The 26,327-nt window shown below is 32.7% G+C and carries 30 protein-coding genes; 11 read left to right on the forward strand and 19 right to left on the reverse strand.

Going from position 1 to position 26,327, the window contains the following annotated elements; genetic code table 11:
• Window positions 1–38 precede the first annotated feature (38 nt).
• From sucD to EZM65_RS00740, 9 genes are all read right to left on the reverse strand, one after another.
• On the reverse strand, window positions 39–911 hold the full coding sequence (gene sucD, locus EZM65_RS00700; RefSeq protein WP_136666596.1) for a succinate--CoA ligase subunit alpha: 873 nt from the start codon (window positions 909–911) through the stop codon (window positions 39–41).
• 106 nt (window positions 912–1,017) lie between these two features.
• Window positions 1,018–1,380 (reverse strand): nuclear transport factor 2 family protein, encoded by a 363-nt coding sequence (locus EZM65_RS00705; protein WP_136666597.1) that lies wholly within the window; start codon window positions 1,378–1,380, stop codon window positions 1,018–1,020.
• Window positions 1,370–2,311, reverse strand: a complete 942-nt coding sequence (locus EZM65_RS00710) for a UDP-3-O-(3-hydroxymyristoyl)glucosamine N-acyltransferase (protein ID WP_136666598.1) — start codon at window positions 2,309–2,311, stop codon at window positions 1,370–1,372. Before EZM65_RS00710 ends, EZM65_RS00705 begins: the two co-directional genes overlap by 11 nt.
• A complete protein-coding gene (efp, locus tag EZM65_RS00715; RefSeq protein WP_136666599.1) occupies window positions 2,311–2,877 on the reverse strand; it encodes an elongation factor P in 567 nt (188 codons plus the stop codon). The genes EZM65_RS00710 and efp overlap by 1 nt, the downstream gene beginning before the upstream one ends.
• Window positions 2,878–2,899: 22 nt before the next feature.
• Entirely contained in the window at window positions 2,900–3,685 is a 786-nt protein-coding gene (lpxA, locus tag EZM65_RS00720; protein ID WP_136666600.1) for an acyl-ACP--UDP-N-acetylglucosamine O-acyltransferase, read from the reverse strand.
• A gap of 7 nt (window positions 3,686–3,692) precedes the next feature.
• Window positions 3,693–5,081, reverse strand: a complete 1,389-nt coding sequence (locus tag EZM65_RS00725; protein WP_136666601.1) for a bifunctional UDP-3-O-[3-hydroxymyristoyl] N-acetylglucosamine deacetylase/3-hydroxyacyl-ACP dehydratase — start codon at window positions 5,079–5,081, stop codon at window positions 3,693–3,695.
• Between the two features lie 2 nt (window positions 5,082–5,083).
• Entirely contained in the window at window positions 5,084–6,103 is a 1,020-nt protein-coding gene (gene lpxD / locus EZM65_RS00730; RefSeq protein WP_136666602.1) for a UDP-3-O-(3-hydroxymyristoyl)glucosamine N-acyltransferase, read from the reverse strand.
• Window positions 6,104–6,136: 33 nt separating this feature from the next.
• Window positions 6,137–7,372, reverse strand: a complete 1,236-nt coding sequence (locus tag EZM65_RS00735; RefSeq protein WP_136666603.1) for an HD domain-containing protein — start codon at window positions 7,370–7,372, stop codon at window positions 6,137–6,139.
• 67 nt (window positions 7,373–7,439) lie between these two features.
• Complete coding sequence (locus EZM65_RS00740) at window positions 7,440–9,485, reverse strand: M13 family metallopeptidase (RefSeq protein ID WP_136666604.1); 2,046 nt, start codon at window positions 9,483–9,485, stop codon at window positions 7,440–7,442.
• A gap of 158 nt (window positions 9,486–9,643) precedes the next feature.
• On the opposite strand from EZM65_RS00740, the gene EZM65_RS00745 reads away from it, so the two are divergent.
• The 5 genes from EZM65_RS00745 (at window position 9,644) to EZM65_RS00765 (ending at window position 13,953) form a co-directional block, all read left to right on the forward strand.
• Window positions 9,644–11,188 carry a bifunctional response regulator/alkaline phosphatase family protein gene (locus tag EZM65_RS00745; RefSeq protein WP_136666605.1) on the forward strand — a complete coding sequence of 515 codons (1,545 nt, stop codon included), beginning with the start codon at window positions 9,644–9,646 and terminating at the stop codon, window positions 11,186–11,188.
• Window positions 11,189–11,289: 101 nt separating this feature from the next.
• The gene (locus EZM65_RS00750; RefSeq protein WP_136666606.1) at window positions 11,290–11,790 is read left to right on the forward strand and encodes a hypothetical protein; all 501 of its coding nucleotides are present in this window, start codon (window positions 11,290–11,292) and stop codon (window positions 11,788–11,790) included.
• Window positions 11,787–12,194, forward strand: coding sequence for a tRNA (adenosine(37)-N6)-threonylcarbamoyltransferase complex ATPase subunit type 1 TsaE (gene tsaE, locus EZM65_RS00755; protein WP_136666607.1), 408 nt, complete (start codon window positions 11,787–11,789; stop codon window positions 12,192–12,194). Before EZM65_RS00750 ends, tsaE begins: the two co-directional genes overlap by 4 nt.
• A 136-nt stretch (window positions 12,195–12,330) precedes the next feature.
• Window positions 12,331–13,524 (forward strand): alanine dehydrogenase, encoded by a 1,194-nt coding sequence (locus EZM65_RS00760; protein ID WP_136667145.1) that lies wholly within the window; start codon window positions 12,331–12,333, stop codon window positions 13,522–13,524.
• Between the two features lie 36 nt (window positions 13,525–13,560).
• On the forward strand, window positions 13,561–13,953 hold the full coding sequence (locus tag EZM65_RS00765; protein ID WP_136666608.1) for a DUF4258 domain-containing protein: 393 nt from the start codon (window positions 13,561–13,563) through the stop codon (window positions 13,951–13,953).
• Window positions 13,954–13,965: 12 nt separating this feature from the next.
• Here the strand turns inward: EZM65_RS00765 and EZM65_RS00770 are convergent, their stop codons facing one another.
• From EZM65_RS00770 to EZM65_RS00780, 3 genes are all read right to left on the reverse strand, one after another.
• Complete coding sequence (locus EZM65_RS00770) at window positions 13,966–14,478, reverse strand: DinB family protein (RefSeq protein WP_136666609.1); 513 nt, start codon at window positions 14,476–14,478, stop codon at window positions 13,966–13,968.
• A gap of 68 nt (window positions 14,479–14,546) precedes the next feature.
• Window positions 14,547–15,026 (reverse strand): Lrp/AsnC family transcriptional regulator, encoded by a 480-nt coding sequence (locus tag EZM65_RS00775; protein WP_136666610.1) that lies wholly within the window; start codon window positions 15,024–15,026, stop codon window positions 14,547–14,549.
• 81 nt (window positions 15,027–15,107) lie between these two features.
• Window positions 15,108–16,265 (reverse strand): M14 metallopeptidase family protein, encoded by a 1,158-nt coding sequence (locus EZM65_RS00780; RefSeq protein ID WP_136666611.1) that lies wholly within the window; start codon window positions 16,263–16,265, stop codon window positions 15,108–15,110.
• Window positions 16,266–16,566: 301 nt separating this feature from the next.
• On the opposite strand from EZM65_RS00780, the gene EZM65_RS00785 reads away from it, so the two are divergent.
• The gene (locus EZM65_RS00785) at window positions 16,567–17,028 is read left to right on the forward strand and encodes a helix-turn-helix transcriptional regulator (protein ID WP_136666612.1); all 462 of its coding nucleotides are present in this window, start codon (window positions 16,567–16,569) and stop codon (window positions 17,026–17,028) included.
• On the opposite strand, the gene EZM65_RS00790 is transcribed toward EZM65_RS00785, so the two are convergent.
• Together EZM65_RS00790 and EZM65_RS00795 are read right to left on the reverse strand one after the other, a co-directional pair.
• A complete protein-coding gene (locus EZM65_RS00790) occupies window positions 17,025–17,492 on the reverse strand; it encodes a GNAT family N-acetyltransferase (RefSeq protein ID WP_136666613.1) in 468 nt (155 codons plus the stop codon). The genes EZM65_RS00785 and EZM65_RS00790 overlap by 4 nt on opposite strands.
• Window positions 17,493–17,495: 3 nt before the next feature.
• Window positions 17,496–18,050, reverse strand: a complete 555-nt coding sequence (locus EZM65_RS00795; RefSeq protein WP_136666614.1) for a 1-acyl-sn-glycerol-3-phosphate acyltransferase — start codon at window positions 18,048–18,050, stop codon at window positions 17,496–17,498.
• Window positions 18,051–18,103: 53 nt separating this feature from the next.
• On the opposite strand from EZM65_RS00795, the gene EZM65_RS00800 reads away from it, so the two are divergent.
• The 3 genes from EZM65_RS00800 to EZM65_RS00810 are packed head-to-tail and all read left to right on the forward strand — an operon-like array spanning window position 18,104 to window position 20,032.
• Complete coding sequence (locus tag EZM65_RS00800) at window positions 18,104–18,766, forward strand: spermidine synthase (RefSeq protein WP_136666615.1); 663 nt, start codon at window positions 18,104–18,106, stop codon at window positions 18,764–18,766.
• Window positions 18,763–19,473, forward strand: coding sequence for a potassium channel family protein (locus EZM65_RS00805; protein ID WP_136666616.1), 711 nt, complete (start codon window positions 18,763–18,765; stop codon window positions 19,471–19,473). The genes EZM65_RS00800 and EZM65_RS00805 overlap by 4 nt, the downstream gene beginning before the upstream one ends.
• Window positions 19,474–19,513: 40 nt before the next feature.
• Window positions 19,514–20,032: a hypothetical protein gene (locus tag EZM65_RS00810; RefSeq protein ID WP_136666617.1), complete on the forward strand. Its 519-nt coding sequence runs from the start codon at window positions 19,514–19,516 to the stop codon at window positions 20,030–20,032.
• A gap of 35 nt (window positions 20,033–20,067) precedes the next feature.
• On the opposite strand, the gene kdsB is transcribed toward EZM65_RS00810, so the two are convergent.
• From kdsB to EZM65_RS00825, 3 genes are all read right to left on the reverse strand, one after another.
• A complete protein-coding gene (gene kdsB, locus EZM65_RS00815) occupies window positions 20,068–20,793 on the reverse strand; it encodes a 3-deoxy-manno-octulosonate cytidylyltransferase (protein WP_136666618.1) in 726 nt (241 codons plus the stop codon).
• Window positions 20,794–20,899: 106 nt separating this feature from the next.
• On the reverse strand, window positions 20,900–21,457 hold the full coding sequence (locus EZM65_RS00820; RefSeq protein ID WP_136666619.1) for a DUF4126 domain-containing protein: 558 nt from the start codon (window positions 21,455–21,457) through the stop codon (window positions 20,900–20,902).
• A 5-nt stretch (window positions 21,458–21,462) separates the two neighbouring features.
• The gene (locus EZM65_RS00825) at window positions 21,463–22,887 is read right to left on the reverse strand and encodes an ATP-dependent RecD-like DNA helicase (RefSeq protein ID WP_136666620.1); all 1,425 of its coding nucleotides are present in this window, start codon (window positions 22,885–22,887) and stop codon (window positions 21,463–21,465) included.
• Window positions 22,888–23,018: 131 nt separating this feature from the next.
• Here EZM65_RS00825 and EZM65_RS00830 point away from each other — a divergent pair, with 131 nt between their 5' ends.
• Window positions 23,019–23,843, forward strand: coding sequence for a DUF3822 family protein (locus EZM65_RS00830; RefSeq protein WP_136666621.1), 825 nt, complete (start codon window positions 23,019–23,021; stop codon window positions 23,841–23,843).
• A complete protein-coding gene (rsmD, locus tag EZM65_RS00835) occupies window positions 23,834–24,442 on the forward strand; it encodes a 16S rRNA (guanine(966)-N(2))-methyltransferase RsmD (RefSeq protein WP_136666622.1) in 609 nt (202 codons plus the stop codon). The genes EZM65_RS00830 and rsmD overlap by 10 nt, the downstream gene beginning before the upstream one ends.
• Window positions 24,443–24,487: 45 nt before the next feature.
• Here rsmD and EZM65_RS00840 read toward each other — a convergent pair whose 3' ends face one another.
• Together EZM65_RS00840 and EZM65_RS00845 are read right to left on the reverse strand one after the other, a co-directional pair.
• A complete protein-coding gene (locus EZM65_RS00840) occupies window positions 24,488–25,108 on the reverse strand; it encodes an L-threonylcarbamoyladenylate synthase (protein WP_136666623.1) in 621 nt (206 codons plus the stop codon).
• 82 nt (window positions 25,109–25,190) lie between these two features.
• Window positions 25,191–26,309, reverse strand: a complete 1,119-nt coding sequence (locus tag EZM65_RS00845; protein WP_136666624.1) for a hypothetical protein — start codon at window positions 26,307–26,309, stop codon at window positions 25,191–25,193.
• Window positions 26,310–26,327 lie beyond the last annotated feature (18 nt).

The following is a 26,327-nucleotide window of genomic DNA, read 5'->3' on the forward strand; positions in this document are numbered from 1 at the left end:
TTAATAGCTGGCTTTTCATTTTATAATTCGGTTTAGGATTATCCTAAAACTTCTTTTACTTTTTTACCGATTTCAGCCGGAGAGTCAACCACGTGGATTCCGTTTTCTCTCATAATGCGTTTTTTAGCTTCAGCAGTATCATCAGCACCACCAACGATAGCACCGGCATGACCCATTGTGCGTCCTTTTGGAGCAGTTTCACCAGCGATGAAACCTACAACCGGTTTACGGTTACCGTCAGCTTTAATCCATTTAGCAGCATCTGCTTCTAATTGACCACCAATTTCACCAATCATAATAATACAATGAGTTTCAGGGTCATTCATTAATAATTCAACCGCTTCTTTAGTAGTAGTCCCAATGATTGGGTCACCACCAATACCGATAGCAGTTGTAATACCGAAACCTTGACGAACTACCTGGTCAGCAGCTTCGTATGTTAAAGTTCCTGATTTAGAAACAATACCTATGTTACCTTTTTTGAAAACAAAACCTGGCATGATACCAACTTTAGCTTCTCCCGGAGTAATTACACCTGGGCAGTTAGGACCAACTAAACGGCAGTCTTTAGCTTTAATGTAATCGTATGCTTTAATCATATCAGCTACAGGAATACCTTCAGTAATACAAATGATTACTTTGATACCAGCATCAGCTGCTTCCATAATTGCGTCAGCTGCAAATGCAGGCGGAACGAAAATAATTGAAGTATCAGCACCAGCTTGAACAACAGCGTCTTTTACTGTATTGAAAACTGGACGATCTAAGTGAGTTGAACCACCTTTTCCCGGAGTAACACCACCTACAACATTTGTTCCGTATTCAATCATTTGTGAAGCGTGGAAAGTTCCTTCACTTCCTGTGAAACCTTGAACGATTATTTTTGAATCTTTATTTACTAAAACACTCATAATATGTGTATTGTTTGTTATGTATAAATTTTGTGACGCAAAAGTAAGTTTTTTAGACGTACTTTAAAATTATTTTCAAAAGAATATTCTGCTTAAAATTTGAAAATTAATATAATTGGCTCATTTGATAACCCTGATAAAGTTTATCATCTTTTATTTCCCAAATCACAATAAATGAAGCCAACAAAATTTCTTCTGCCGGGTTTTCTATTGTTTTACCAAAGTGTTTGTAACGGACAGTAACTTTATTGTCATCTTTAATGATGTGAGAAATTTCAGAACGCATAGATTTATAGGTACGTTCTAATTCCTTAGCCAACAGCAAAATATCTTTCTTTTTCATAACAAGAAAGCCTTTACTGCTGTACCATTCCAAAGTAATTTCAGGATGAATATACTGTTCTAATAAATCAGCATTGTATAAAGCGTCAGATTCATAAATTTCTTTGATAAATTTTCTAACCTTCATTTTGATTGAGTTTATTGAGAATTTCTGGGATTTTTTTAATGTGTGCCAACTGCTTTAATTTCTCACGGGATTCTTCTACAGGTGTACCAAAATACGTTTTCCCTCCATCAATAGATTTAGTCACTCCTGTTTGTCCCATTACAACAGCTTTAGACCCAATTTTGATACCGCTGGTTGTACCAACCTGACCCCATAAAGTAACTTCATCTTCAATTACCACACAACCGGCAATACCTGTCTGAGATGCAATTAGACATTTCTTTCCAATAACAGTATCATGACCAACATGTACCTGATTGTCAATTTTTGTCCCTGCTCCTATTGTAGTATCACCCGTTACTCCTTTGTCAATAGTACAAAGCGCACCAATACCAACATTATCTTCAATCACAACTCTGCCTCCGGATAATAACTGATCAAAACCATCAGGGCGTTTTTTATAGTAGAATGCATCTGCACCTAAAATAGTTCCTGAATGAATTATCACATTATCACCTATCACGGTATTATCATAAACAGAAACATTGGAATGAATCAAGCAATTTTTTCCAATGCTTACATTGTTTCCAATAAAACAATTAGGTTGAATGATGGTTTCCTCTCCTATCTTAGCAGATTCGGCAATAGCGGAATTTGATGATTTGAAAGGTCTGAAATGTTTGGTAAGTATATTGAAATCTCTGAATGGGTCATCAGAAATCAACAATGCTTTACCTTCAGGACAATCTACTTTTTTGTTGATTAAAACTATTGTAGCATCCGATTGTAAAGCTTTTTCGTAGTATTTGGGATGATCGACAAAAACGATATCACCAGGTTCTACCACGTGAATTTCATTCATGCCTAAAACAGGGAAATCTGCATCACCCACAAACTCTGAGTTTATGATTGATGCAATTTCCTTTAAAGTATGTTGTTGCGAAAACTTCATTATTCTTTTACGCGCTCCATGTATGCACCTGTAGCGGTGTCGATTTTAATTTTATCACCTTCATTGATAAACAAAGGTACGTTAATTTGAGCACCTGTTTCAACAGTTGCAGGTTTTGTAGCATTTGTAGCTGTGTTACCTTTTACTCCTGGCTCTGCGTATGTAACTTCTAAAACAATAGATGCCGGCATATCTACAGAAAGCGGTAAATCAGTTTCAGTATTGATTTGAACCATTACGTTAGTTCCTTCTTTTAATAAATCAGGAGCATCTAAAATATCTTTGTTCAAGGTAATTTGTTCAAATGTTTCATTATTCATGAAATGAAAATCATTTCCTTCTGCGTATAAATATTGGAAAGTATGTGTTTCCACACGTACAACATCAATTTTATGTCCGGCAGAAAAAGTGTTGTCTAAAACTTTTCCTGAAGTTAATGATTTCAGTTTTGTTCTAACAAAAGCCGGCCCTTTACCAGGTTTAACGTGTAAGAACTCAACGATTTTAAAAATATCGTGATTAAATTTAATACATAATCCGTTTCTAATGTCTGCAGTACTTGCCATTGTAATCTATTTCTAATTTATATTAAATACTTCCTGTGTAACCTTTCATAATACCTCTTGATGAATTTCTGATAAAATCCAGTATTTCATCTCTTTCAGGCGTTGCAGTCATTTCTGCTTCAATGATGGCTAATGCTTGAGAAGTATTATAATTTTTTTGGTATAAAATTCTGTAAATATCCTGAATCTCTCTGATTTTATCAGTTGTGAAACCTCTGCGTCTCAAACCAACCGAATTAATCCCAACATAAGATAAAGGTTCTTTTGCTGCTTTAGTATAAGGCGGTACATCTTTACGCACTAATGACCCGCCGGAAATCATAGCATGGTCACCAATTGAAATAAACTGATGCACAGCTGCCAATCCTCCAATAATAGCGTGATTACCAACAGTAACATGTCCGGCTAATGCCACTCCGTTTACTACAATAGCATTATTGCCTATATGGCAATCGTGGGCAATGTGGGCTGTAGCCATGATTAAACAATTGTTTCCAATAGTTGTCTGACCCGAAGCGATTGTTCCTCTGTTAATCGTAACACACTCACGGATAGTAGTATTATCACCAATTACGGCAAGTGATTCTTCACCTCCGAATTTCAAATCTTGCGGCACCGCAGAGATAACTGCTCCAGGAAAAATGTTGCAATTTTTACCTATACGCGCCCCTTCCATTATTGTTACATTAGAACCTATCCAAGTTCCTTCACCAATAACTACGTTATTATGAATTGTTGTAAACGGCTCTATTACTACATTTTTTGCAATCTTAGCGCCAGGATGTACATATGCTAAAGGTTGATTCATCTTTTACTTATTGATTTTTAACAATTTGAGCCATAAGCTCAGCTTCTGCTACTAATTTACCATTTGCAAAAGCATACCCCTGCATATGACAAATTCCTCTTCTGATAGGCGACAATAATTCCAGTTTGAAAATTAATGTATCACCTGGTAAAACTTTATGCTTAAACTTAACATTATCAATTTTCATGAAATACGTTAAGTAGTTTTCCGGATCCGGTACTGTACTTAAAATTAAGATTCCTCCTGTTTGAGCCATTGCTTCAACAATCAAAACTCCCGGCATAACCGGCGCTCCGGGGAAATGTCCTACGAAGAAATCTTCATTCATAGTAACATTTTTAAGACCTACCACCTGAGAATCAGTCATTTCAAGAATTCGGTCTACCAATAAGAACGGAGGTCTGTGCGGCAGCATTGCCATGATTTTGTGGATATCCATTAATGGCTCCTTATTCAAATCATAAGCGGGAACATTATTACGCTGTTCGTTTTTAATAATTTTTGCAATTTTCTTGGCAAACTGCGTATTTACAAAATGTCCCGGTTTGTTGGCAATTACCTTACCTTTGATTTTTGTTCCGATTAAAGCTAAATCACCAATCACATCAAGGAGTTTGTGACGGGCTGCTTCGTTAGGATGATGCAGAGTAAGATTATCCAAGACACCGTTAGGCGTTACAGAAATTGTATCTTTACCAAAAGCTACTTTTAATTTATCCATAGTTTCAGGAGACAATTCCTTGTCAACATAAACAATTGCATTGTTTAAATCTCCTCCTTTTATCAAACCATGTTCTAAAAGCATTTCCAATTCGTGTAAAAAACTGAATGTACGGCAATCAGCAATTTCATTTTTAAATTCAGAAATGCTTTTCATTGAAGCATTTTGCGTTCCCAAAACTTTAGTACCAAAATCCACCATTGCTGTAACACAATATTCTTCCGATGGTATTACAGTAATTTCACTGCCGGTTGCTTCATCTGTATAAGATATAACGTCTTTTACAACATATACGAAACGCTCTGCGTCTTGTTCCTGCACACCTACTTTCTCAATTGCTTCAATAAAATATTTTGAAGAACCGTCCATAATAGGAAGTTCTGAAGCATCTAATTCAATAATTACGTTATCTAAATCACTTCCCACAAGTGCCGCTAAAACGTGCTCTGGAGTTTGAATCATAACTCCAAGTTTTTCAAGATTTGTCCCTCTTTGTGTATTAACAACATATGTTGCATCAGCTTCAATGATTGGCTGACCTTCTAAATCTACACGAACGAAAGTAAAACCGTTATTTACCGGTGCCGGTTTAAAAGTCATTGTAACTTCTTTACCTGTGTGAAGTCCTACACCTTTTAAGGTGATTTCTGCTTTGATGGTTTTTTGCTTAACCATAATTAATTATTTTTCTTTTTTAGTTCTGTTATTTCTGAAACAATTTTTGGTAAGTTCTTAAAGTGCACATACGATTTATTAAAATCGCTGTACGCTAAAGCCGGACTTCCCTGCACTACTTCATCATCTTTCAAACTTCTACTGATACCGGATTGTGCCTGGATTCTGACTCTGTTACCAATTGTAATATGTCCGACAATTCCAACCTGACCGCCAATCATACAGTTTTCACCGATTTTAGTGGAACCCGCAACACCTGTTTGTGATGCGATTACTGTATTTTTCCCAATCTCAACATTGTGTGCAATTTGGATTTGGTTATCTAATTTCACTCCTCTTCGGATTATTGTCGAACCTAAAGTAGCTCTATCTATAGTGGTACAAGAGCCAATATCAACATTATCTTCGATAATCACATTACCTATTTGAGGCACTTTACTGTATTCCCCGTTTTCATCCGGTGCAAAACCAAACCCGTCAGCTCCGATAACTGCTCCAGAATGAATAGTACAATTGTTGCCAATTACTGATTCTGAATAAATCTTTGCCCCAGAAAAAATCATGGTATTATCACCAATAACAACATTATCACCAATAAATGAATTAGGATAAATCTTTACATTATCACCAATAACAACATTTTCACCTACGTAACTAAAAGCACCAAGATAAAAATTCTCGCCATGTTTAGCTGATTCAGACAAAACACAAGGAATTTCAATTCCTGTTTTGTTGTATTTTATTTGGTTATAAAATTCTAATAATTTAGAAAACGATTTGTAAGCATCCTCAACCTTTATCAAAGTTGTTGAAATATCATTTTCAGGTTCAAAGGTTTTGTTGACTATAGTAATAGTAGCCTTTGTCTCGTAGATATAATTAATGTACTTAGGGTTAGCTAAAAAAGTAAGCGACCCTTCCACACCTTCTTCAATTTTTGATAATTTAGAGACTTCAGCGTTAGGATTACCTACTACCTCACCTTCTAAAATACCTGCTATTTGCTCAGCCGTAAATTTCATATTCCTGCAAAAGTATAAATTTTTAGTGAAATTTTAACTTTTATTAAGTTGTTTTGGGTAACACAAATAATACTTGGTTACTTGTTTGGATAATGCTTTTAGTGATAATTGGTCCGATAAAACGGCAACATCCTCTAAATAACCGTCTTTTTGTAAAATTCGTATAGGTTCTGCAATTTTACTGTATGCCTGATTTTTTATTTTACCCTTAAAGACAAAATACTTTGCCTCATTAGCCGAAATATTTTTCTCTAAAGCAAAATCTTCGGCAAGTTTAGCAATCAATTCAGAAGAAAATTTTTCCTCCCCCATTTGAATTTTAAGTAAATCACGGTTTATAATTATTCTGCTTAATTCACTTAAAGTATAATCGCTGTGATATTGCCAGTTTTTTATTGCTCCTATTATATCTGTATCGTCTAATTTTGCAAACTCATTTAAAATTTCATCGGTAAAATCATCCAGAGAAATTTTGTTTTGAATAAAGAAATGCAATGGTTTACTGCATTCTATTTCAGTTCCTTTCTGATATAATTCTTTGGCTCTTTTTAGAATTCTTGTCAATATTTCCTCAGCAACCAAACTTGTTTTATGCAGATAAACCTGCCAATACATCAGCCTTCTGGCCATCAGGAATTTTTCAACAGAATAAATTCCTTTTTCTTCAATCACCAAAACATCATCAACAACATTCATCATCTGAATCAAACGGTCCGAATTGATTTTTCCCTCTTCTACACCACTGTAAAAACTATCTCGTTTTAAATAATCCATTCGATCCATATCCAACTGACTTGAAACCAATTGCAACATGAATTTCCTATGGTATTCCCCTTTAAAAATCTGAATAGCCAAGCTTAATTTTCCATCAAACTCCTTATTAAGTTTATTCATAAACAATAAAGAGATTTCTTCGTGGTGCACATCTTCAACTATACTATGTTCCATGGCATGAGAAAAAGGACCGTGTCCTATATCATGGAGTAAAATAGCCACATACAAAGCATTTTCTTCCTCTTCGGAAATTTGCACATTTTTAAAACGAAGCACACTTACTGCTTTTTGCATGATATGCAAACAACCTAAAGCATGATGAAATCGGGTGTGATTTGCTCCCGGATAAACTAAATACGATAATCCCATCTGTGAAATCCTGCGTAAACGCTGAAAATAAGGATGCTGTATTAAATCGTATATGAATGGATTAGGAATGGTTATAAAACCATAAATAGGATCATTGAAAATCTTGAGTTTGTTTGTACTACTCACAAAATTGAATTTAGGCTAACAAAGATAAAAAAACCTGACAGTTAACAAAACAATCAGGTTTTTAAAATTACCATATTACTATTCTATCTTTTTTAGGAATAAACATTTTTCCTGTTTCTTTTATGCTGAATGTTTTATAAAACTCGTCAATATTACTCAACGGGCCATTAATTCTGTAACGGGCCGGAGAATGAACATCAACAATTAATTGCTGTGCAAGAGATTCAGGTTTTACATTTACCATCCAGGCATAACCATAAGCTAAGAAAAACCTCTGATTAGGTGTTAAACCAGCTATTTTCTGATTATTTTTAAACTGAGACGTTTTTTTAAACGCTTCATACCCCATTATAACACCTCCTAAATCGGCTATGTTTTCGCCTTGAGTTGCGTCTCCATTAACATATTTACCCGGCAATGCTTCATATTTACTGTATTGTGCAACAATAGCCTTAGTTTTGGCTTTGAATTTTTTTAAATCATCAGCGGTCCACCAATTGTTTAAATTTCCTTTTTCATCATACTGACTGCCCTGATCGTCAAAACCATGAGTAATTTCATGTCCGAAAGTTGATCCTCCAATGATTCCATATAAAACTGCATCATCAGGCATGCGCCCTTCAAAACCCGGAACTATAATATTACATGCAGGAACGCAAATTTCGTTGTTGCTTGGATTATAATAAGCATTATACGTTTGAGGATACATTCCCCACTCTGTTCTGTCTACAGGTTTGCCATACTTTTTGATCATATCATCATAAGCCCATTTGATCACCGCCATTACATTGGACAAATAACCAGATTTATCAATAGTTACTGATGACATATCTTTCCATTTGTCAGGATAGCCTACTTTCATTACAATTTTGGAAAGCTTGTTTAATGCTTTTTTCTTCGTTTCAGCACTCATCCAATCAAGGTTTTTAATACGTTCAGCATAAACATCACGAATATTATTACCTATTTCCAATAATTTTCCTTTGGTTCCTTCCGGTAAGTATTCATCAACATATACCTGACCAATCAGTTCACCTAAAGAATTATCTGTTTGCTCTACTACCCTTTTCCATCTTGGCTTTTGTTCTTTTACTCCATTCATTACTGTTGAGAAAAAGTAAAAATTTTGTTTTTCAAAATCAGAACTCAAATAAGAAACATACGAATTGATTAAATCCCATTTCAGATAAGTTTTCCAATCCTCAATTGAATATGATTTAATTGTTTTATCTAAAGCTTTGAAAAATTCAGGCTGACCAACAATCACTGAATCGGCTTTACTTACTTTCATAACAGGTAAAATCTTTTCCCATGAAATTGAAGGCGTTAAAGCTTTAAACTTAACTAGAGACATTTTGTTATAATTGTGTAAAGGGTCTCTCAAATCTTCTAATTTTCTTGAATTTTGAGCCAATTCGGTCTCCAATTTCATAATTACCTGAGCATTCTTTTTTGCAATATCAGCCGAAATACCCATCAATTTTGACATCGCTTCTAAATGCTTGACATATTCTGTTCTGATCTTTACTGTTTCTTTATCAGAATTAAAATAATAATCCCTGTTCCCCATCCCTAAACCACCTTGGCTAAAAAACAAAGCATATTTAGTGCTTATTTTATCATCCTGACCAAGGTAAAAATTAAAAGCAGGACTGGCACCTATAGTGTGTAAATGGGCTATTTCATTTAATAAGCCTGGAATATCTTTGACTGCATCTATTTTAGCCAATTCAGCTTTCAAAGGTTTTACCCCTAGCTTGTCAATTTGGATTGTATCCATACCTGATGAATAGAAATCACCTATTTTTTGCTTGTTTGTTCCTTTTTCGGCATTTTCTTTTGCAGATTTTTCGCAGATTTGCTTGATTTGACTATTAATGGTATCCCCAATAGTTCTAAAAATTCCATTGCTTCGTTCAGAAGCTGGAATTGGATTCTTTTTGAACCACCCTCCGTTGGCGTAAGTAAAAAAATCATCTGAAATACTTGCCGTTGTATCTCTATTTGTAACAAGTACATCAAGTGCATTAGGAACAAAATCCTGTTCTTTTTTACAGCTTGAAGTTAAAAGTATTATTCCTGAAAATAATATTGTTAAAGTGTTGTTTTTCATTTGTGTGTTTGAATTTGCAACCAAATATATATTCTTATACTAAAAAAACTGCATATTTTTTATAATAATTTTATGAATCTGGTGTTTTTTAAATAGTAAATTGCCAATGATTTTAGCAGTGCCATTTTTAAAACATAAGTAACAAAATAACTGAAACCATGAAAATACTTTGGGTTGACGACGAAATTGATTTATTAAAACCACATATATTATTCTTAGAAAAGAAAAATTATCAAGTCACTACATGTAATAACGGTCGTGATGCGGTTGATATGTTCCAGGAAGACAATTTTGATATTGTTTTTTTAGACGAAAACATGCCTGGTATGTCAGGACTGGAAACACTTTCTGAAATAAAAGAAAAAAAATCCTCGGTTCCTGTAATTATGATTACAAAAAGTGAAGAGGAATATATCATGGAAGAAGCTATTGGTTCAAAAATAGCTGATTATTTGATAAAACCCGTGAATCCAAACCAAATCCTTCTTAGTTTAAAGAAAAACTTAGATCATTCACGTTTGATATCTGAAAAAACGACACTAGACTATCAAAAAGAATTTAGAAAAATTGCAATGGATATGGCAATGGTGAATTCTTATGAAGAATGGATCGATTTGTACAAAAAATTAATGTTTTGGGAAATGGAACTTGAAAACATAGACGATCAGAACATGTTTCAAATCCTAGAATCTCAAAAGACTGAAGCGAATTCACAGTTTGGGAAATTTATAGAAAAAAATTATGAAGATTGGTTCACTCCAAATGCTGATAAACCTATTCAGTCGCATGAAGTCTTCAAAAAACTGGTTGTTCCTGAATTGCGTAAAGAAGACAACGTACTTTTCGTAGTGATTGACAACCTGAGATACGACCAATGGAAAGCATTTGAATCAGTCGTTTCAAACCATTACAAATTAGAAGCTGAAACACCCTACTATGCCATATTGCCTACAGCAACGCAATATGCGCGTAATGCATTATTTTCAGGATTGTTACCAACCGAGATGGAAAAAATGTATCCGCAGTATTGGAAAAATGATGTGGATGAGGGTGGTAAAAATTTATTCGAAGCCGAATTTTTAACGGAACAATTAAAACGTTTACGCATAGATATTCCGCATGAATATTTTAAAGTTACCAATTTTGCAAATGGAAAGAAATTGGCAGAAAATTTTAAAGGCTTAAAAGACAAAAAACTGGTTGCTGTAGTGTATAACTTTGTGGATATGCTTTCCCACGCAAAAACCGATATGGATGTTGTAAAAGAACTTGCAGCAGACGACAAGGCTTACCGCTCCTTAACTTTAAGCTGGTTTAAAAACTCGCCTTTACTGGATATCATTCAACAGGCACAACGTCTAGGATTCAAATTGATTTTAACAACCGATCACGGAACAATAAATGTGAAAAATCCTTCTCAGGTAATTGGGGATAAAAATACCAGTTTGAATTTACGTTATAAAACAGGAAGAAGTTTGACATTTGAACAAAAAGATGTTTTTGCGATAAAAGAGCCTAAAAAAGTCGGTTTACCTGCCGTAAACATGACAAGTTCTTATATTTTTGCAAAAAACGATCATTTTCTGGCATATATAAACAATTACAATCATTATGCAAGTTATTACCGAAATACCTACCAGCATGGTGGAATTTCGCTGGAAGAAATGATTGTGCCGTTTTTAGTGCTTAGCCCTAAAAAGTAATAGTTTTCAGTAACAGTTTGCAATATGCAGTTGAATAATCAGGCAATTATTAGATTTTTAAGTCGATTACCTTTTTAATCTTTTTTTGTCCATTTTTTCAAATGTGTTCAGATAAATCAATTGAAGAAGCACCTTTCACAAAAACAACACATGCAAATTCAGATAATTTTAATGAAGAGGAACTAAGGAAATTTGAAAAAGAAAATGAAATTGAGAATAAAAAAAGAATAATAATTACCCGAAAAGAAGTTACTTATAACGCTTACGAATTAGTTTACAGTACGTTTGATGATTCTAATATTACTTTTGAGGAAATATATGAGAGTTTAGATGAAGTGGATTCTTATGGAATCCTTTCATTTTTTCTAATAATGATAAATTCTGTATTCATTTTAATTTATAGCTTTTTGAGCAAACTAAGGATTGTTAATATCCTCAATAAAATTAATATAGTTTTAATAACATCATCACTTATTTTCTTCTTTCTGAAAAATGGTCTATTAGAAGACATTAATCAAATCAAAATTGGTTATTATCTATTTTTTCTAAATTCAATTGGAATAATCTATTTTTGCAATAAAGAATTGAAGAAAACTCAATGAGACTAGAATATTATTTACAAGATATAGATAAAATTGCTCAGCAAATCATAAATTCAAATCCGGAAAAAGTAATCCTTTTTAATGGCGAAATGGGTGCCGGTAAAACTACTTTGATTAAAACTTTGTGTAAAGCTCTGGGAGTTCATGATGCTACCAGCAGTCCTACTTTTAGTTTAGTTAACGAATACGAAACAAATGACAATCAGTTAGTTTATCATTTTGATGTGTACCGGTTAAAATCGCAAACTGAAGCACTTGACATGGGTATTGATGAATATCTTTATTCCGGAAATTGGTGTTTTATTGAATGGGCTGAAAACATCCCTGATTTAATTCCTGAAAAACATTCTGTTATTGCCATTTCCGTTTCAGAAGACGGAAAAAGAGTTTTAGAATTAACCTAAACACATCAGCAGTTTCTATTTTATGGCTTAATTTTATTTACAGCTGTAATAAAGACATAAAATCATTCGTGTATTCGTGGCAAACTGCTTTTAAATAAAAGTTTTTTTGTAATTTGTGCCAAACAAACTAGAAATGATGGCCATTACCCCTTTTAGCAAAAAAGATTTACTTCCACAGGAAGAAAAACTGGAAGTTGCTAAACATAAAAGTGAACTTTTTATTGGTATTCCTAAAGAAACTTCTTTTCAGGAACGCAGAATCTGTCTTACTCCAGACGCGGTAAATTCAATAACCAGTCATGGACACCGTGTATTGATAGAAGCAGGAGCCGGAGTTAATGCAAGTTATTCGGACAAGGATTATAGTGATGCCGGTGCGGAAATTACCAATGACACGAAAAAAGTATTTGGCTGTCCCATGATTCTTAAAGTGGAACCGCCAACTAATGAGGAAATTGAAATGATGAATCCACAAACCATTTTAATTTCAGCTTTACAGATAAAAACCCGTAAAAAGGATTATTTTGAGTCACTTAAAAAGAAAAAAATTACAGCCTTAGCATTTGAATATATCAAAGACGATGACAATTCTTTTCCTGCTGTCAAATCGTTAAGTGAAATAGCAGGAACTGCATCTATCTTGGTTGCTTCAGAGCTTATGACTTGCGGTAAAGGAGGTAACGGACTGTTATTTGGAAACATTACCGGTGTCCGTCCAACAGAAGTGGTTATTCTTGGAGCCGGCACAGTAGCGGAATATGCCGTGAAGACAGCTTTGGGATTAGGGGCTTCTGTAAAGGTTTTTGATAATTCAATTACAAAACTCCGCCGTTTGCAGAATAATTTACAGCAACGGATTTTCACTTCAACTATACAAAACAAAACACTTCTTAAATCACTTAGACGCTGTGATGTAGCTATTGGCGCCATGCGGGGCAAATACCGAACACCCGTTGTGGTTACAGATGATATGGTGAGCCATATGAAAAAAGGATCAGTCATTGTAGATGTAAGTATTGATACTGGTGGATGTTTTGAAACTTCTGAAGTGACAACACATGAAAATCCAACCTATGTAAAACACGGTGTAGTACATTATTGTGTTCCAAATATCCCTTCGAGATATTCCAAAACCGCTTCATTATCAATCAGTAACATTATCACTCCTTACCTACTTCAGATAGCTGATGACGGCGGAATTGAAAGTGCTATTCGCTGCGATGCAGGTTTAAAAAACGGAGTCTATTTTTACCATGGAATTTTAACCAACAAAACTATAGGTGAATGGTTTGATTTAACATACCGTGACATTAATTTGATAGTGTTTTAATGGTTTGAGTTTCTTATTTTTGCAGAAAAAATTTAAATGAGCAATTTCACACATAGACTGGCCTATTACCTTTTTGGTGTCTTAGGAGGCAGTATAATTTTATTTTTCATATTAAACCAAAAAAAATCACGTTGCAGTTACTTTCCCAACGATCGTGTTTTAAATAATATAAGATCAAAATCTTTCCATTATTCCGATGAAGCTTCAAAAGTACTTGCTGAAAAATGGATTGATACTACGGATGTTAAAAACACTCTGACTTACGGTGATGTTGATTTTGACAGAAGCAATATTAAAAACGGAAAAGGTGCTAAAGTTTATGTTATCGAAGGACAGACAACAAAAAATCAACCTATAGAATTAATAGTAGAAAACTACGAAAGCAGAGCCGTTTTAAAAGAGATAAAAAAAAGAAAAAGCAAGCGTTAAGCTTGCTTTTTTTTATAAATACCTTTCTTTTATAACATTGAGGTGATGAATGCAGTGTCCGGCAATTATATATCCCAAGGCACGGACTGAAACCGGATGATTTGAAGCTGTTCCTTTGTGAACCAGCATTTCATCTGAAAAACTTTCAAACAATTTTATATTGGATTTACGTACCAAAATAAACTCCTGAAGCAAGTCTTCCATTGTACGGCGGTCAGCTTCACATACTTTTACATAATCATTTTCCTCAAAACCATGTAAAGGCGTTTGATCAAAACGGGCAATACGTAACGCTCTATAGGCAAAAATTCTTTCTGTATCAATAATATGCTGAATAACTTCCTGTATAGACCATTTTTCCGGCTGATAACGATATTTATACTTATTTTCCGGAACATCATCCTGAATAAAATCAACAAATTCATCAAGATTTTCTTCAAGAGCTTCTACAATATCCAAACATTTTACTTGGTTAATATAATTAAGGTAGTATTCCGCGAATTCACCGGGTTGTAAATTCTTCATTGGTTTATTTGATTTAAATTAGTAGTAAGTTAAAAGTACAAAAAAAGGCCTTAAAAGGCCTTTATATTTTATAATTCTCTGAATATTGTATGCATCAATCTTTTTTTATCATTGATACTCTCGTCAAGAGAAATCATGGTTTCTGTTCTGTACACACCTTCAATGTCATCTATCATGTAAATAACATCTTTAGCATGTTTAGTGTCTTTAGCCCGTATTTTACAAAAAATATTAAACTTTCCTGTGGTAACATGAGCAACGGTCACATAAGGTATTTCATTAATTCTTTCCAGAACAAATTTAGTTTGTGAAGTATTATTTAAGAAAACTCCAACGTAAGCGATAAACGAATACCCAAGTTTTTCATAATCTAAAGTCAAAGAAGAACCTTGAATAATACCGGCATCTTCAAGTTTTTTAACACGAACGTGAACAGTACCCGCAGAAATTAAAAGTTTTTTAGCTATGTCAGTAAAAGGAATTCTTGTGTTATCAATCAGCATATCAAGAATTTGGTGATCTACTTCATCTAATCGAAACTTACTCATATTTATATTTGTGTTTATTTATTATTATTTTTCTTAAATCTTAACGAAGAAAATTCAAAATTATTAGACTAAAGTCTAAAATTATAAATTTTTTCTTATTCCATTAACAAATTCTATGTTAATGTTTATAGAAAAATCAGCTTTTTTGTTAATTTCCGGTATATTATTTAATTTGTCGGAATAAATACCACCTTTACCGTCAAATTCAACATGACCAAAATTAGTTATAGAGTCACCGGTTTCAACAATATAAGCTTCAAAATTTACTTTGCCGTCTACAAGGATTTCTCTATAATGAGCCGCAAAGTTAGAAATAATATCTAAAGAATTGGTTTTTATTTTGATATTTTTATAAAGAAAGTCGAAAAATAGCGATTTATTTTGAGGAATATTCAAATAGCTTTCTAAGTCTCTCTCTACTACAACGTTTGAACAAATGCTTTTCAAAGCAGTCAAATAAGATATAAAAATATATTTCCTGGTTTCTTCTCTTTGATAGTCGTCTTGATAATGTCCTGCTTCAAATAAAATTGTAGGCACACCCAGTGACTGGAATCTGTCACCTATACAATTTAAATTAAAAGAATCATCAAATCTGCCTATCTGATTTGGAATATGCTTCTGTAATTCGTCATTCATAGCCACAATTACATCAACAGCTTTCAGTCTGCAGTCATTATACTCCCTCTCCTCATCATAAGCAGGTGATAAAAATGAAACTGTAGCTGGATTTCTGGTTTCTCCCGCCGCGAAAATTGTCCGCTGATCATGCAGATTAAAACAATAATCAGGTTTAAAATCTTCAAAGGCTTTACGAAGCAATTGCGCCTCAGGCTGTGATAAATCAACCGAATCACGGTTTAAATCCACTTCATTTGCATTTACTCTTGTATATGCTTCGGCACCATCAGGATTTAATATAGGTATAATCAATAAAGTGAATGACTCTTTAATAATCTTAGCATCTTCTTCATTTGAGCTTAAAAAATTAAATAAATCAAACAAAGCTTTTGTAGTTGTAGATTCATTTCCATGCATCTGAGACCACATGAAAATCTTTTTTTCTCCATTACCAAATCTAACCGAATAAATAGGTTTTTCCTTTACTGACTGACCAATAATACCAACCTTAAAATCATCAGATAATTTTTTAAGCAACGGTTCGATATGGTTATTTGTTATGTATCTCCCGGCAATAGAACCTTCTTTGTACTTTTTGAAAACTGCTTCAAAATCCATTCAACAATTCTTTTTACAAATGTAAACAAGTTATTTTTTACAAATGTAAACATTTGAAATTATTTTTACTTTTACCTTTGTAAACAAAGTACTTGGAATGTAATTCACATTTGTAACTATTTAAAATCTACAAAGTACAACATCATGCAAATGTAATTTAAATCACTTATTATTAATATGTTAAATTGTTTTTGATAAATAATAACTTCAAGACAACCGAATATTTTTAATTCATGAATTTGTACATCCGCCTTTTTTATTTACATTTGTAAATCACTGCTAAACCACAAAACATTTTACAATGGTAAACACGGAAGACTTCATTAAAAGACTGGAAATCGTGTTGGATTATTACAATCTGACCGCCTCTTCCTTTGCAGATAAAGTAGGTGTACAGCGTTCAAGTCTGTCCCACCTGCTCTCTGGCAGAAACAAACCCAGCTTGGATTTAATACTTAAAATTGTAAGTGAATTCCCGGAAGTTGATTTGTATTGGATATTAAATGGTGAAGGAGAATTTCCAAAAGCTAAAAATTTTTCAACCCTGCCTACTCCATCAATTCAAGACTCAAATAATACCGAAATTAATACTGAGACAAATTTGTTCTCAATATCTGATGATGAGAAAAAAAGCGTAGATGAGATTAAAGACGAAAAAGTTTCAAATACGCAAATTTTGAATGAGTCGTTTTCCAACCACGAAAATATTGAACGAATTGTAATATTTTTTAAAGACGGGACTTTTAAGAGTTACAAGAATTAAACAGTACTCCACCTGATTTTTACTGCAGTTATTTTATCATTTTCAATTCTGAAATCATTTAATACCTGAAAACCGTTTTTGAGATAAAATCCTAATGGTGATTTATATGGTTCTCCATTCGTTTTAATATCATTTTCATGATCAATAACCCAGCCATTCAAAACAGGCTTTGTTTTTTTTAATTCATCCAGAAGTAATTTTCCATACCCTTTACCTTGTTTCGTACTATCAATAATTACAGCAAACCAGTTTTCATTTTCTCTTTCGAAAGTCATGGCCCAGCCAACTACTTTATCAATATTGTTGATTAACAAAAAATGCTCAATATTACTCAGCGAATTCAAATAATTATCGAAATCCTGAATGCTGGAATATTGCAGTTTATCTGGATATTCATTATTCCAAAGTGAAAGAATTTCTTTTTTCCGGTTTAAGCTTATCGTTTTAGAAGAGATAATTTTCACCGTTTACTTTTTTGAAAAACTATATTCAGGCACTTTACCTATTATGCCATCAAAATAATTTTCTAAAATTTTAAAATCAGCATCTTTATCTCCGCTGGGCTGCAATGTTGGAAATATGATTACCTGCTTGTTTTTCCAGTCAAAACCTATTGGTGTTATTGGAACATTTGCTTTAAGTGCAATATAATAAAATCCTGTCTTCCATTCTATTACTTTTTTACGGGTTCCTTCAGGAGAAATTGCCAAACGAAATGTTTCTTTTTCCGAGAATATTTTAGCAATCGCATCTACTTTTTTCTCATTTTTAAACCGATTAAGAGGTGTACCACCTACCCATTTAAAATATAAACCAAAAGGAAATACGAATAATTCTTTTTTTCCAACAAAATTAATTTCCAATCCCAACGAACCACGGGTAAGCAATCCAATATAGAAATCGTGCCAACTGGTGTGCGGTACAACCGGGATAACACATTTTTTGATTGACTGGTCAAATTCACCAACTATCTTCCATCCTATTAATTTAAAAAATATAAACTGGTAGATTCTTTTTTTCATAAGTAAGGTTTCGTCAAAAATAGCATTATATTTACTATTATTATCTCTAATTTATGAAATTCAAACGACTTTTGAGTTATTTCTATCCAATAAAAGAATATCAAATCTCTTCTTCTATAAATGAGAACATTGAAGTTACATGGAATAACGGACAATTAGTGCTGGATTCAAAAAACATGAATTTTTCCTATGGAAGCTTAGAACGTGTTATGCAGATAGGTTTGCAAAACATTGGAAAGCAAAAAATAAATACTTTAAAAAACACTTTGGTTCTTGGCGTTGCGGGTGGCAGTGTGATAAAAGTTCTTCAGAAGGAATTCGATTATAAAGGGACAATAACCGGAATTGAATTGGATTCTGAAATCATAAAAGTAGCAAACGATTATTTTAAATTAAAAGATTTCCCTAATCTGAACTTGATTGAAAATGATGCTAATGAATTTGTAGAGCAAACTAATGAGATTTATGATTTCATTGTAGTCGATATATTTCAGGATAAAATTATGCCTGATTTTTTGTTTTCGGAAGATTTTATTGGAAACCTGAATAGAATTCTTTCTGAAAAGGGAATTATTCTATTCAATACTATTGTAACTTTAAGCCATGAATTTGAACGGAATCTTAAGTTTGAAAAAGCATTACGAATTTATTTTTCTGAAATTAAAAAAATAACACAGGTAGAAGGAAACAATGAACTTTTCCTAATTAGCAAATGAATTTATTTATTAGAAAATTATTACTTGGGAAAAACTACAAAAGAGACAGGTCTATACACAGCCCTATCAGAAAACGTATTTTAAATATTAAAGCCATTTGGAATAATGACCATCAGGATGATAATGGTATAGAAAAAATTGTACGCTTGCTGTTATCATCTTCTCAGTTATTATTTCCGGGAATCTACATTAAACAACTAGCCTATAAAGTTGGTGCAGAATATGAAGACATAGCGATGGATTTGTATGTCCTTACTAAAGTATTTTTCCCTTTAGCGATTTTATATTTTGGACTGCAAATCAATACTCCTCTTATAGGGCTTATGGTGTATTTATTACTGGAGACATTTTTTTATATCCCGACGCTGATTTTTGCATCCGATTTATTTTCAAAACCCCGTTCCTATCGTCGCTCTATGCTTTTATTGTTTTTTAATTATTTAGAAATGATAATTGCTTTTGCTGTACTATATACCATAGGCAATCAAATGAACAAGCCTTTTACACATTGGTTTGAACCTATTTATTTTAGTGTAATCACGTCCAATTCTGTTGGTTATGGAGATTATCACCCGATAACATTATTTGGAAAAGTCTTGGTAAGTATTCAATCGATGTTTTTCTTATCGTTTGTGATTTTGTTTTTGAATTTCTTTTCCACAAAAATGAAAATGAAAGGCTATTTTGATCATGAAAATGAAGAGTAATTTTTTGAACCTAATTAGTCATATAAAACCAAATAAATCAATGAAGAATATTCTTATCCTATTATTGTTTTTTTCTTTAAACATTTTTAGTCAGCATACTAAAGAAAAAGTGATAAAGTCAATTATTGATGATAATGAAATTGATAGTTTAAATAAAACAGCTAAAATTAGAATTGGTTTTATAACAGTAAATGAATTAAACACGAATGAAATAGAGGAGATTAATATGATTTTAAATTTGAAAAAATTTAAGTCAACCTTTGAGTTTGATTTGAATTTAAAAATAAAGCCTGATGGAACTTTTACTATTATATCTGGAAGCAATGGTATAAAAAGAAGAAGATGTCTTCCCGAAGAATTAAAAGGATTTTCAGAATTTGAAAATGAGTATTATACAAATCAAAAACTGATTGATTTTTTGAATCAATTCTTTGAAAGAAAAAACCTAAAACTATTATTTTTCAAAGACAAAAAAATAATGGAACAAATTACTGATATGAGTTATTATTCCTCGCTAACCTATTATATGAGATTCTATTTTGTTCAATCAAAAAAATAAAAGCATAAATTAATATTGCTTACACATTTTAAATTTTACAACATTAGCCTCGCTTTTTCCAAATCTTCTTTCGTATCAATACCAATACTTCCATGAGTGGTTTCAATCATTTTGATGCGCTTACCATATTCCAGATAACGAAGCTGTTCCAGTTTTTCTGAAGCTTCTAATGACAACATAGGTAAACGATAAAAATCCATTAAGGCTTCTTTTCTAAAAGCATAAATCCCAATATGTTTCATATACCTAACCCCAACGTTTTCCTCTCTTGGGTACGGAATTACAGAACGTGAAAAATACAAGGCAAAACCTTGCTGGTCCACAATAACTTTAACATTATTAGGATTTTCGATTTCAGTTTTATCTTTTATTTCAAACATCAAAGAAGCCAAATCAACTTTTTTATCAGTATCATTTTTAAACACTTCGATGACTTTTTTAAGAGGCTCTTCGTTGATGAATGGTTCATCTCCCTGCACATTGATTACCACATCAACATCCATGTTTTCGACTGCTTCAGCAATACGGTCGCTCCCGCTCTCATGCTCTTTGATACTCATGATTGCTTTGCCTCCATTGGAAATAATTTCGTTATAAATTAAATCGGAGTCGGTTACTACAAACACATCATCAAACAATTGAGTAGTAATAGCTGCTTCATAGGTGCGAAGTATTACTGTTTTTCCTCCTAAATCCTGCATTAATTTAGCAGGAAAACGAGTAGAAGCATAACGGGCTGGTATAACGGCGATTATTTTCATTCTATTTAATTTCTTTAACCACAAAGTTCGCAAAGTTTAGCTAAAGTCCGTTATTAAAATCTTGCGAACCTTGCGAAAATTTCCTTGCTACTTTGCGGTTCAACTATCATTTTCTAAACTTTCTATACAACCAAAAAACAACAACAAATATAAACACCACAACTACCAAAGCTATTATTGGCAAAAAAATAGCCAAAGAACTTAAAGTAAGTGCTGTACCTGTTTCTGCGGTTGATACTACAGGATTACCTATTCCGGCTGTTTTAACTGAAGACGCTAATCGGGTGGCGCTGGTCATTCCCTGCATTACCGTTGCGGTTCCCCCACCAGCAATAATGGCCAATCCCCAGGTTAACATTGGGTCCAAATGTATTAAGGTAGATGCCATAGCTGCGGTTCCGGCAATTGCTGCCAGCGGCGTGGCTATTATATCCAAAACATTATCTATGAAAGGAATATAATACGCTGAAATTTCTGCAATCATTGCGATCCCTAACGTAATCAGCGCAGGCATTCCTCCTACCCATAACCAACTTTCATTTAATGGGATTATATTAAAATGTGACGCCAGACTTAAAGCAAATAAAGGCAAAAAGACTCTGAATCCAGCAGAAGCTGCCAGTCCAAGACCTAAAAATATACTTAGAATTGTTTCGGTTGCCATATGTTTTAATTTTCAAAAAACTCATCTTTAAACCCAATCAAATACAACTTGTCTTTTGCACGTGTCATTGCGGTATATAACCAACGGACATATTCTCTGTCAATATCATTTGGTAAATAAGGCTGTTCAATAAAAACGGTGTTCCATTGGCCACCCTGTGATTTGTGGCAAGTTATTGCATACGAAAACTTAACCTGTAATGCATTGAAATATTCGTTGTTTTTCACTTTTAAAAATTTACGATACGCAGCAGTTTCATTTTCGTAATCTTTCATTACTTCTTGATATAGTTTATTGGATTCATCATACGTCAATGATGGCGATTCGCTCATGATTGTATCCAACAATAAAATAGTATCAAAAGGTTTTTGATTGGGATAATCCACCATTCTTACTTTTACAACTGCAAACTTAAATCCGTAAAGTTCTTTAATAGAACGTATTTCCAAAACTTCAATGATGTCTCCATTGGCAATAAAACCCGCTTCATCAGTCTCTTTTAACCAAAAATAATTATTTTTCACCACCATTAATAAATCTCCGGCTGAAAGTTCACTTTCTTTACCAAGTATTTTAGATCGTATTTGCTGGTTGTACTGATTGGCTCTTTTATTAGAACGAACAATAAACGTTGTATCTTCTATACTATAATTACTATAGGCTTGGTTAATGGCATCTTGAATGTCATATCCGTCAGTTAACCTTATAATGTCTTTAAATCCTTTAAGTTTAAATTTGAATTCGGTAATGAAGCTGTCTTTTAACAATTCGCGTAATTCCGTAGCATTGTATAAAATACCCGAATTTTCTTCCTGACGCATTACTTCATCCAATTCAATAGAATATATTTCTTTATCGTAATTCAGACTTAACGAATCGGTATTCAATGCAGGAGAAATATCGAGATTCACAGGAGGCAGCTGTGCGGTATCCCCCAAGAGAATCATCTTGCAGTTTTGTCCGGAATACACATACGAAATCAAATCATCAAGCAATGAACCGTTTTCATATAGTTTAGAATCTGAATCCACATCAGAAATCATGGAAGATTCATCAACGATAAAAATGGTATTGGTATGCTTATTCGTCTGCATGGTGAAGGAAACACCTCCTCCTGAAGCTTTTTTAGGAAAATAAATCTTCTTGTGAATTGTAAATGCAGGTTTGTTGGAATAATTGGCAATAACTTTTGCGGCACGTCCGGTTGGAGCTAACAAAACGTATTTCTTTTTTACTTCAGCCAAATTATTTACAATAGTTGAAATGACTGTAGTCTTTCCTGTTCCGGCATATCCTTTAAGAACAAAAATTTCGTTTTTATCCGTACTTTCAATGAATTCTGCAATTTTAGCAAAGAATACATCTTGTTTTACAGTGGGTTGAAAAGGAAACTTTTTACGTAAAATGCTGTAAAACAAATTGGAACTCATTGTGTATTCTTAAGAAAATTATTTTTCAAATATAATTCATTTTTAAACGATTTCTCTAAGATAAAAGACATCATTTGGTAACTTTAAATTGACCAAAAAATTGTAGTTTTGCTTAAAACCGAAATAAATCGATGCAGACATCATCATCTAACATTCTTGATAAAAAATATTCTAAATTAATTTTACAGATTTCGCCTCAGGAAGTTTCTTTTTGTATAGTAAATACATTGAATAAGAATATCGAAACTTTTGGTAATTATGAATTGAAAAATGCGCATTCTTTTGCCGAAGCAGAAAATAAAGCCATCAATTTCATAAAAAATACACAAATCCTTCAAAACGGATTTGACGATGTTTTGGTACTGCACAATAATCATTTAAATACTTTTGTACCACAGGTTTTATTTGATGAGAACTCATTAGGAAGTTATCTACAGTATAATGTGAAAGTCTTTGAAAATGATTTTATCACTTATGATGAAATTTCCAACTATGAAATGAATAATGTATATATTCCTGATGTAACCGTTAATAACGCTTTAATTGATTTATTCGGGAGTTTTAACTACAAACATTCTTCAACTATTCTAGTTAAGAAAATACTGGATTTGTGTAAAAATATTGATGAACCGCAAGTCTATGTTCATTTTCAAGAGCATAATTTTCAATTGATTGCGATTAAAAATCAAAAACTTCTTTTGTATAACACTTTTGAATATGAAACCAAAGAAGATTTTATTTACTATTTGCTTTTCACGGCTGAACAGCTTCAATTGAATCCCGAAACATTTCAGTTGAAACTCTTCGGGAAGGTTTCTAAAGAAAGTGAGTTATATCAAATAGCTTATAAATATGTTAGAAATGTTTCTTTGTTTTTTGAACATAATGATTTAGAAAAAAACATTTCGCAGAAAGATTATTTACAACACTTTATACTTATTCACGCATGCGAATAATTTCAGGAAAATACAAAGGAAGACGTATCATTGCTCCCAAAAATTTACCGGTACGGCCAACGACCGATATGGCTAAAGAAGCACTTTTCAATATTCTGAATAACTACTTTAATTTCAGTGATTTAAAAATTTTAGATTTATTTTCGGGAACTGGAAATATAAGCTATGAGTTTGCTTCCCGTGGTGCTGATGCTATCATTAGTGTTGATGCTGATTTTGGCTGTGTGAATTTTGTTAAAAAAACAGCTAAAGAATTTGACATGGACATTACTCCTATTAAGAGTGATGTTTTTAAATTTTTAGAAAAAAATAAAACGGAATATGATATCATTTTTGCTGATCCGCCTTATGGTTTGGAGCAAAAAGATTTTGAAAGGATAGTAGATTTAGTCTTTGAAAATAATCTGCTTTCAGCTGATGGTATGATGATACTGGAACATTCCAAATTTACCAATCTGGAACAAAAAGAAAATTTTTCTTTCAGCAAAAACTATGGTGGATCTGTTTTTTCTTTCTTTGAATTTGGACAGGAGGAAGATGATGAATATGATGAGGAAGAAATAGACAGTTACGAATCTGAAAGTGAGGAAGAAGAATAAAAAAAAACAGGCTGTAAAAACAGCCTGTTTTTTTTATTTATTTAATCATAAAATATCGAGACTTCCTTTGCCTTCCCGGATAACGACGGGTTCTCCTTCTGACAAATCAATAATGGTTGAAGCTTCATTATCACCATAACCACCATCGATAACTATGTCTACTAAATTTTGCCATTTTTCGAAAATTAATTCGGGATCTGTTGAATATTCCAGAATTTCATCATCATCATGAATTGAGGTAGAAACAATTGGGTTTCCCAGTTTGCGGACAATTTCCAATGCAATTTCATTGTCCGGAACACGAATACCTACTGTTGTTTTCTTTTTAAATTCTTTCGGCAGATTATTATTCCCGGGCAAAATGAACGTATAAGGCCCCGGAAGAGCTCTCTTCAATATCTTAAAAGTGGAAGTATCTATTTGCTTGATATAATCTGAAATATTACTTAAATCACTGCAGACAAAAGAAAAATTGGCTTTCTCTAGCTTTACACCTTTTATTTTAGCAATACGTTCCAAAGCTTTAGTATTTGTAATATCACATCCCAAACCATAAACCGTATCTGTAGGATAAATAATCAAAGCACCATCTTTCAGCGCTTTAATCACTTTTGCAATTTCTTTTTCGTTAGGATTTTCTGGATATATTTTAATGAATTGAGCCATATTTTTAGCTTTAAGCAATAAGCAATAAGCAATAAGCCTAAAGCTTCTTTTGAGATATAAAGTTAAGTCTTTTTCTTACTTTTTACAATTCTTTTTTTAATTTCATTTGGATAGTATCCTTATATAAAACCATATTCCATTCCATTGAATTCCCTTTAAATTTATTGATTTGAACAGGAATCGTATCCGGTTTCTCTGGGTTTTTATCGAACGCAATTACTTTTATAACATCTTTATCAGCATCATAATCATACTTCATAAAGATAGACGTATTATCGTCATATTTATAAGGGTTTGGCGTATACAACAATTTACCTCTTTCTTCAAAATAGATATTTTTCCATGCTGTTGTGTCTTTTTCCCATGCATCCTCAGCAATCAATTTTCCATTACGTGTCATAGTTTCTACATTCCATTTTCCAAAATATTTAGAAGAAGCATATACTTTACTTTTATATTGTGTCAGAAACAAAACCGGAATCAGAACGCAGGAAACCTTGGCTATATTTCTAAAACTTTTACTCCCTACGGAAGGCAAATTGTTTTCAAATCTTTTGAATAGTTCCAATATTTCGTCTTTTCTTTGATACAATAAGTAGGTCAATCCTAAAACCATTGTAGTAGCTGTAAATGCAACAACTAAACCTATACCATAAAAAATATTTATTAATAAAATATTAAACATTACTGGTAACAACATCGCAACTCCTAATAAAATTGTCCTTCTAAATAATAAAAAATAGCTTCCTACAATTTGGAAAAATGCTATAACAATTGAAATTCCATATGAATGACTATAATAAATCCACGTTAATTGCTGACCATTTAAAAGGCCAGCTGGTGTATCACCGGCACTAAATGAAGGCGCAAAATTGATTCCCATTATTTTCTCAAAACCATAATTTGAAATTTGCAATGCAATCCAAAAACGTAATAATGAAGTTAACCAAAGGTGGCATTTTTCAGAATTAAAACTTCCTTTTTTTTCCTTCAAATGCCAATAAATAGAAAATCCAATTGAAAATAAAATAGCTAATGCCATACTACTTAAACCGAAAGGCAAAACATACTTGGATAATTTAAAAGGTAATAAAGGCATTACTATAAATAAGACCAGATTCACTGTTCCTACTATAGATAAAAAAGATAATGAAAATTTAGTAAACCAGTTACTTTGTTTTAGAGTTTTTGGGTTGATCATTTTTTTAGTTTTTGAGAT

The sequence above is a fragment of the Flavobacterium sp. H122 genome (assembly GCF_004959765.1).
Taxonomy (GTDB): Bacteria; Bacteroidota; Bacteroidia; order Flavobacteriales; family Flavobacteriaceae; genus Flavobacterium.

Excerpts from the sequence above, each read along its gene's own strand:
- EZM65_RS00740 (WP_136666604.1), bottom strand. The coding sequence starts at position 9,485 with ATGAAAAACAACACTTTAACAATATTATTTTCAGGAATAATACTTTTA.
- EZM65_RS00830 (WP_136666621.1), top strand. The coding sequence starts at position 23,019 with ATGCAGACATCATCATCTAACATTCTTGATAAAAAATATTCTAAATTA.
- EZM65_RS00795 (WP_136666614.1), bottom strand. The coding sequence starts at position 18,050 with ATGAAAAAAAGAATCTACCAGTTTATATTTTTTAAATTAATAGGATGG.
- EZM65_RS00840 (WP_136666623.1), bottom strand. The coding sequence starts at position 25,108 with ATGGCTCAATTCATTAAAATATATCCAGAAAATCCTAACGAAAAAGAA.
- EZM65_RS00805 (WP_136666616.1), top strand. The coding sequence starts at position 18,763 with ATGAATTTATTTATTAGAAAATTATTACTTGGGAAAAACTACAAAAGA.
- EZM65_RS00775 (WP_136666610.1), bottom strand. The coding sequence starts at position 15,026 with ATGAGTAAGTTTCGATTAGATGAAGTAGATCACCAAATTCTTGATATG.
- tsaE (WP_136666607.1), top strand. The coding sequence starts at position 11,787 with ATGAGACTAGAATATTATTTACAAGATATAGATAAAATTGCTCAGCAA.
- EZM65_RS00705 (WP_136666597.1), bottom strand. The coding sequence starts at position 1,380 with ATGAAGGTTAGAAAATTTATCAAAGAAATTTATGAATCTGACGCTTTA.
- rsmD (WP_136666622.1), top strand. The coding sequence starts at position 23,834 with ATGCGAATAATTTCAGGAAAATACAAAGGAAGACGTATCATTGCTCCC.
- EZM65_RS00780 (WP_136666611.1), bottom strand. The coding sequence starts at position 16,265 with ATGGATTTTGAAGCAGTTTTCAAAAAGTACAAAGAAGGTTCTATTGCC.
- sucD (WP_136666596.1), bottom strand. The coding sequence starts at position 911 with ATGAGTGTTTTAGTAAATAAAGATTCAAAAATAATCGTTCAAGGTTTC.
- EZM65_RS00820 (WP_136666619.1), bottom strand. The coding sequence starts at position 21,457 with ATGGCAACCGAAACAATTCTAAGTATATTTTTAGGTCTTGGACTGGCA.
- EZM65_RS00770 (WP_136666609.1), bottom strand. The coding sequence starts at position 14,478 with ATGAAGAATTTACAACCCGGTGAATTCGCGGAATACTACCTTAATTAT.
- EZM65_RS00845 (WP_136666624.1), bottom strand. The coding sequence starts at position 26,309 with ATGATCAACCCAAAAACTCTAAAACAAAGTAACTGGTTTACTAAATTT.
- kdsB (WP_136666618.1), bottom strand. The coding sequence starts at position 20,793 with ATGAAAATAATCGCCGTTATACCAGCCCGTTATGCTTCTACTCGTTTT.
- efp (WP_136666599.1), bottom strand. The coding sequence starts at position 2,877 with ATGGCAAGTACTGCAGACATTAGAAACGGATTATGTATTAAATTTAAT.
- EZM65_RS00745 (WP_136666605.1), top strand. The coding sequence starts at position 9,644 with ATGAAAATACTTTGGGTTGACGACGAAATTGATTTATTAAAACCACAT.
- EZM65_RS00725 (WP_136666601.1), bottom strand. The coding sequence starts at position 5,081 with ATGGTTAAGCAAAAAACCATCAAAGCAGAAATCACCTTAAAAGGTGTA.
- EZM65_RS00750 (WP_136666606.1), top strand. The coding sequence starts at position 11,290 with ATGTGTTCAGATAAATCAATTGAAGAAGCACCTTTCACAAAAACAACA.
- EZM65_RS00825 (WP_136666620.1), bottom strand. The coding sequence starts at position 22,887 with ATGAGTTCCAATTTGTTTTACAGCATTTTACGTAAAAAGTTTCCTTTT.
- EZM65_RS00765 (WP_136666608.1), top strand. The coding sequence starts at position 13,561 with ATGAGCAATTTCACACATAGACTGGCCTATTACCTTTTTGGTGTCTTA.
- EZM65_RS00810 (WP_136666617.1), top strand. The coding sequence starts at position 19,514 with ATGAAGAATATTCTTATCCTATTATTGTTTTTTTCTTTAAACATTTTT.
- lpxA (WP_136666600.1), bottom strand. The coding sequence starts at position 3,685 with ATGAATCAACCTTTAGCATATGTACATCCTGGCGCTAAGATTGCAAAA.
- lpxD (WP_136666602.1), bottom strand. The coding sequence starts at position 6,103 with ATGAAATTTACGGCTGAGCAAATAGCAGGTATTTTAGAAGGTGAGGTA.
- EZM65_RS00785 (WP_136666612.1), top strand. The coding sequence starts at position 16,567 with ATGGTAAACACGGAAGACTTCATTAAAAGACTGGAAATCGTGTTGGAT.
- EZM65_RS00800 (WP_136666615.1), top strand. The coding sequence starts at position 18,104 with ATGAAATTCAAACGACTTTTGAGTTATTTCTATCCAATAAAAGAATAT.
- EZM65_RS00710 (WP_136666598.1), bottom strand. The coding sequence starts at position 2,311 with ATGAAGTTTTCGCAACAACATACTTTAAAGGAAATTGCATCAATCATA.
- EZM65_RS00760 (WP_136667145.1), top strand. The coding sequence starts at position 12,331 with ATGGCCATTACCCCTTTTAGCAAAAAAGATTTACTTCCACAGGAAGAA.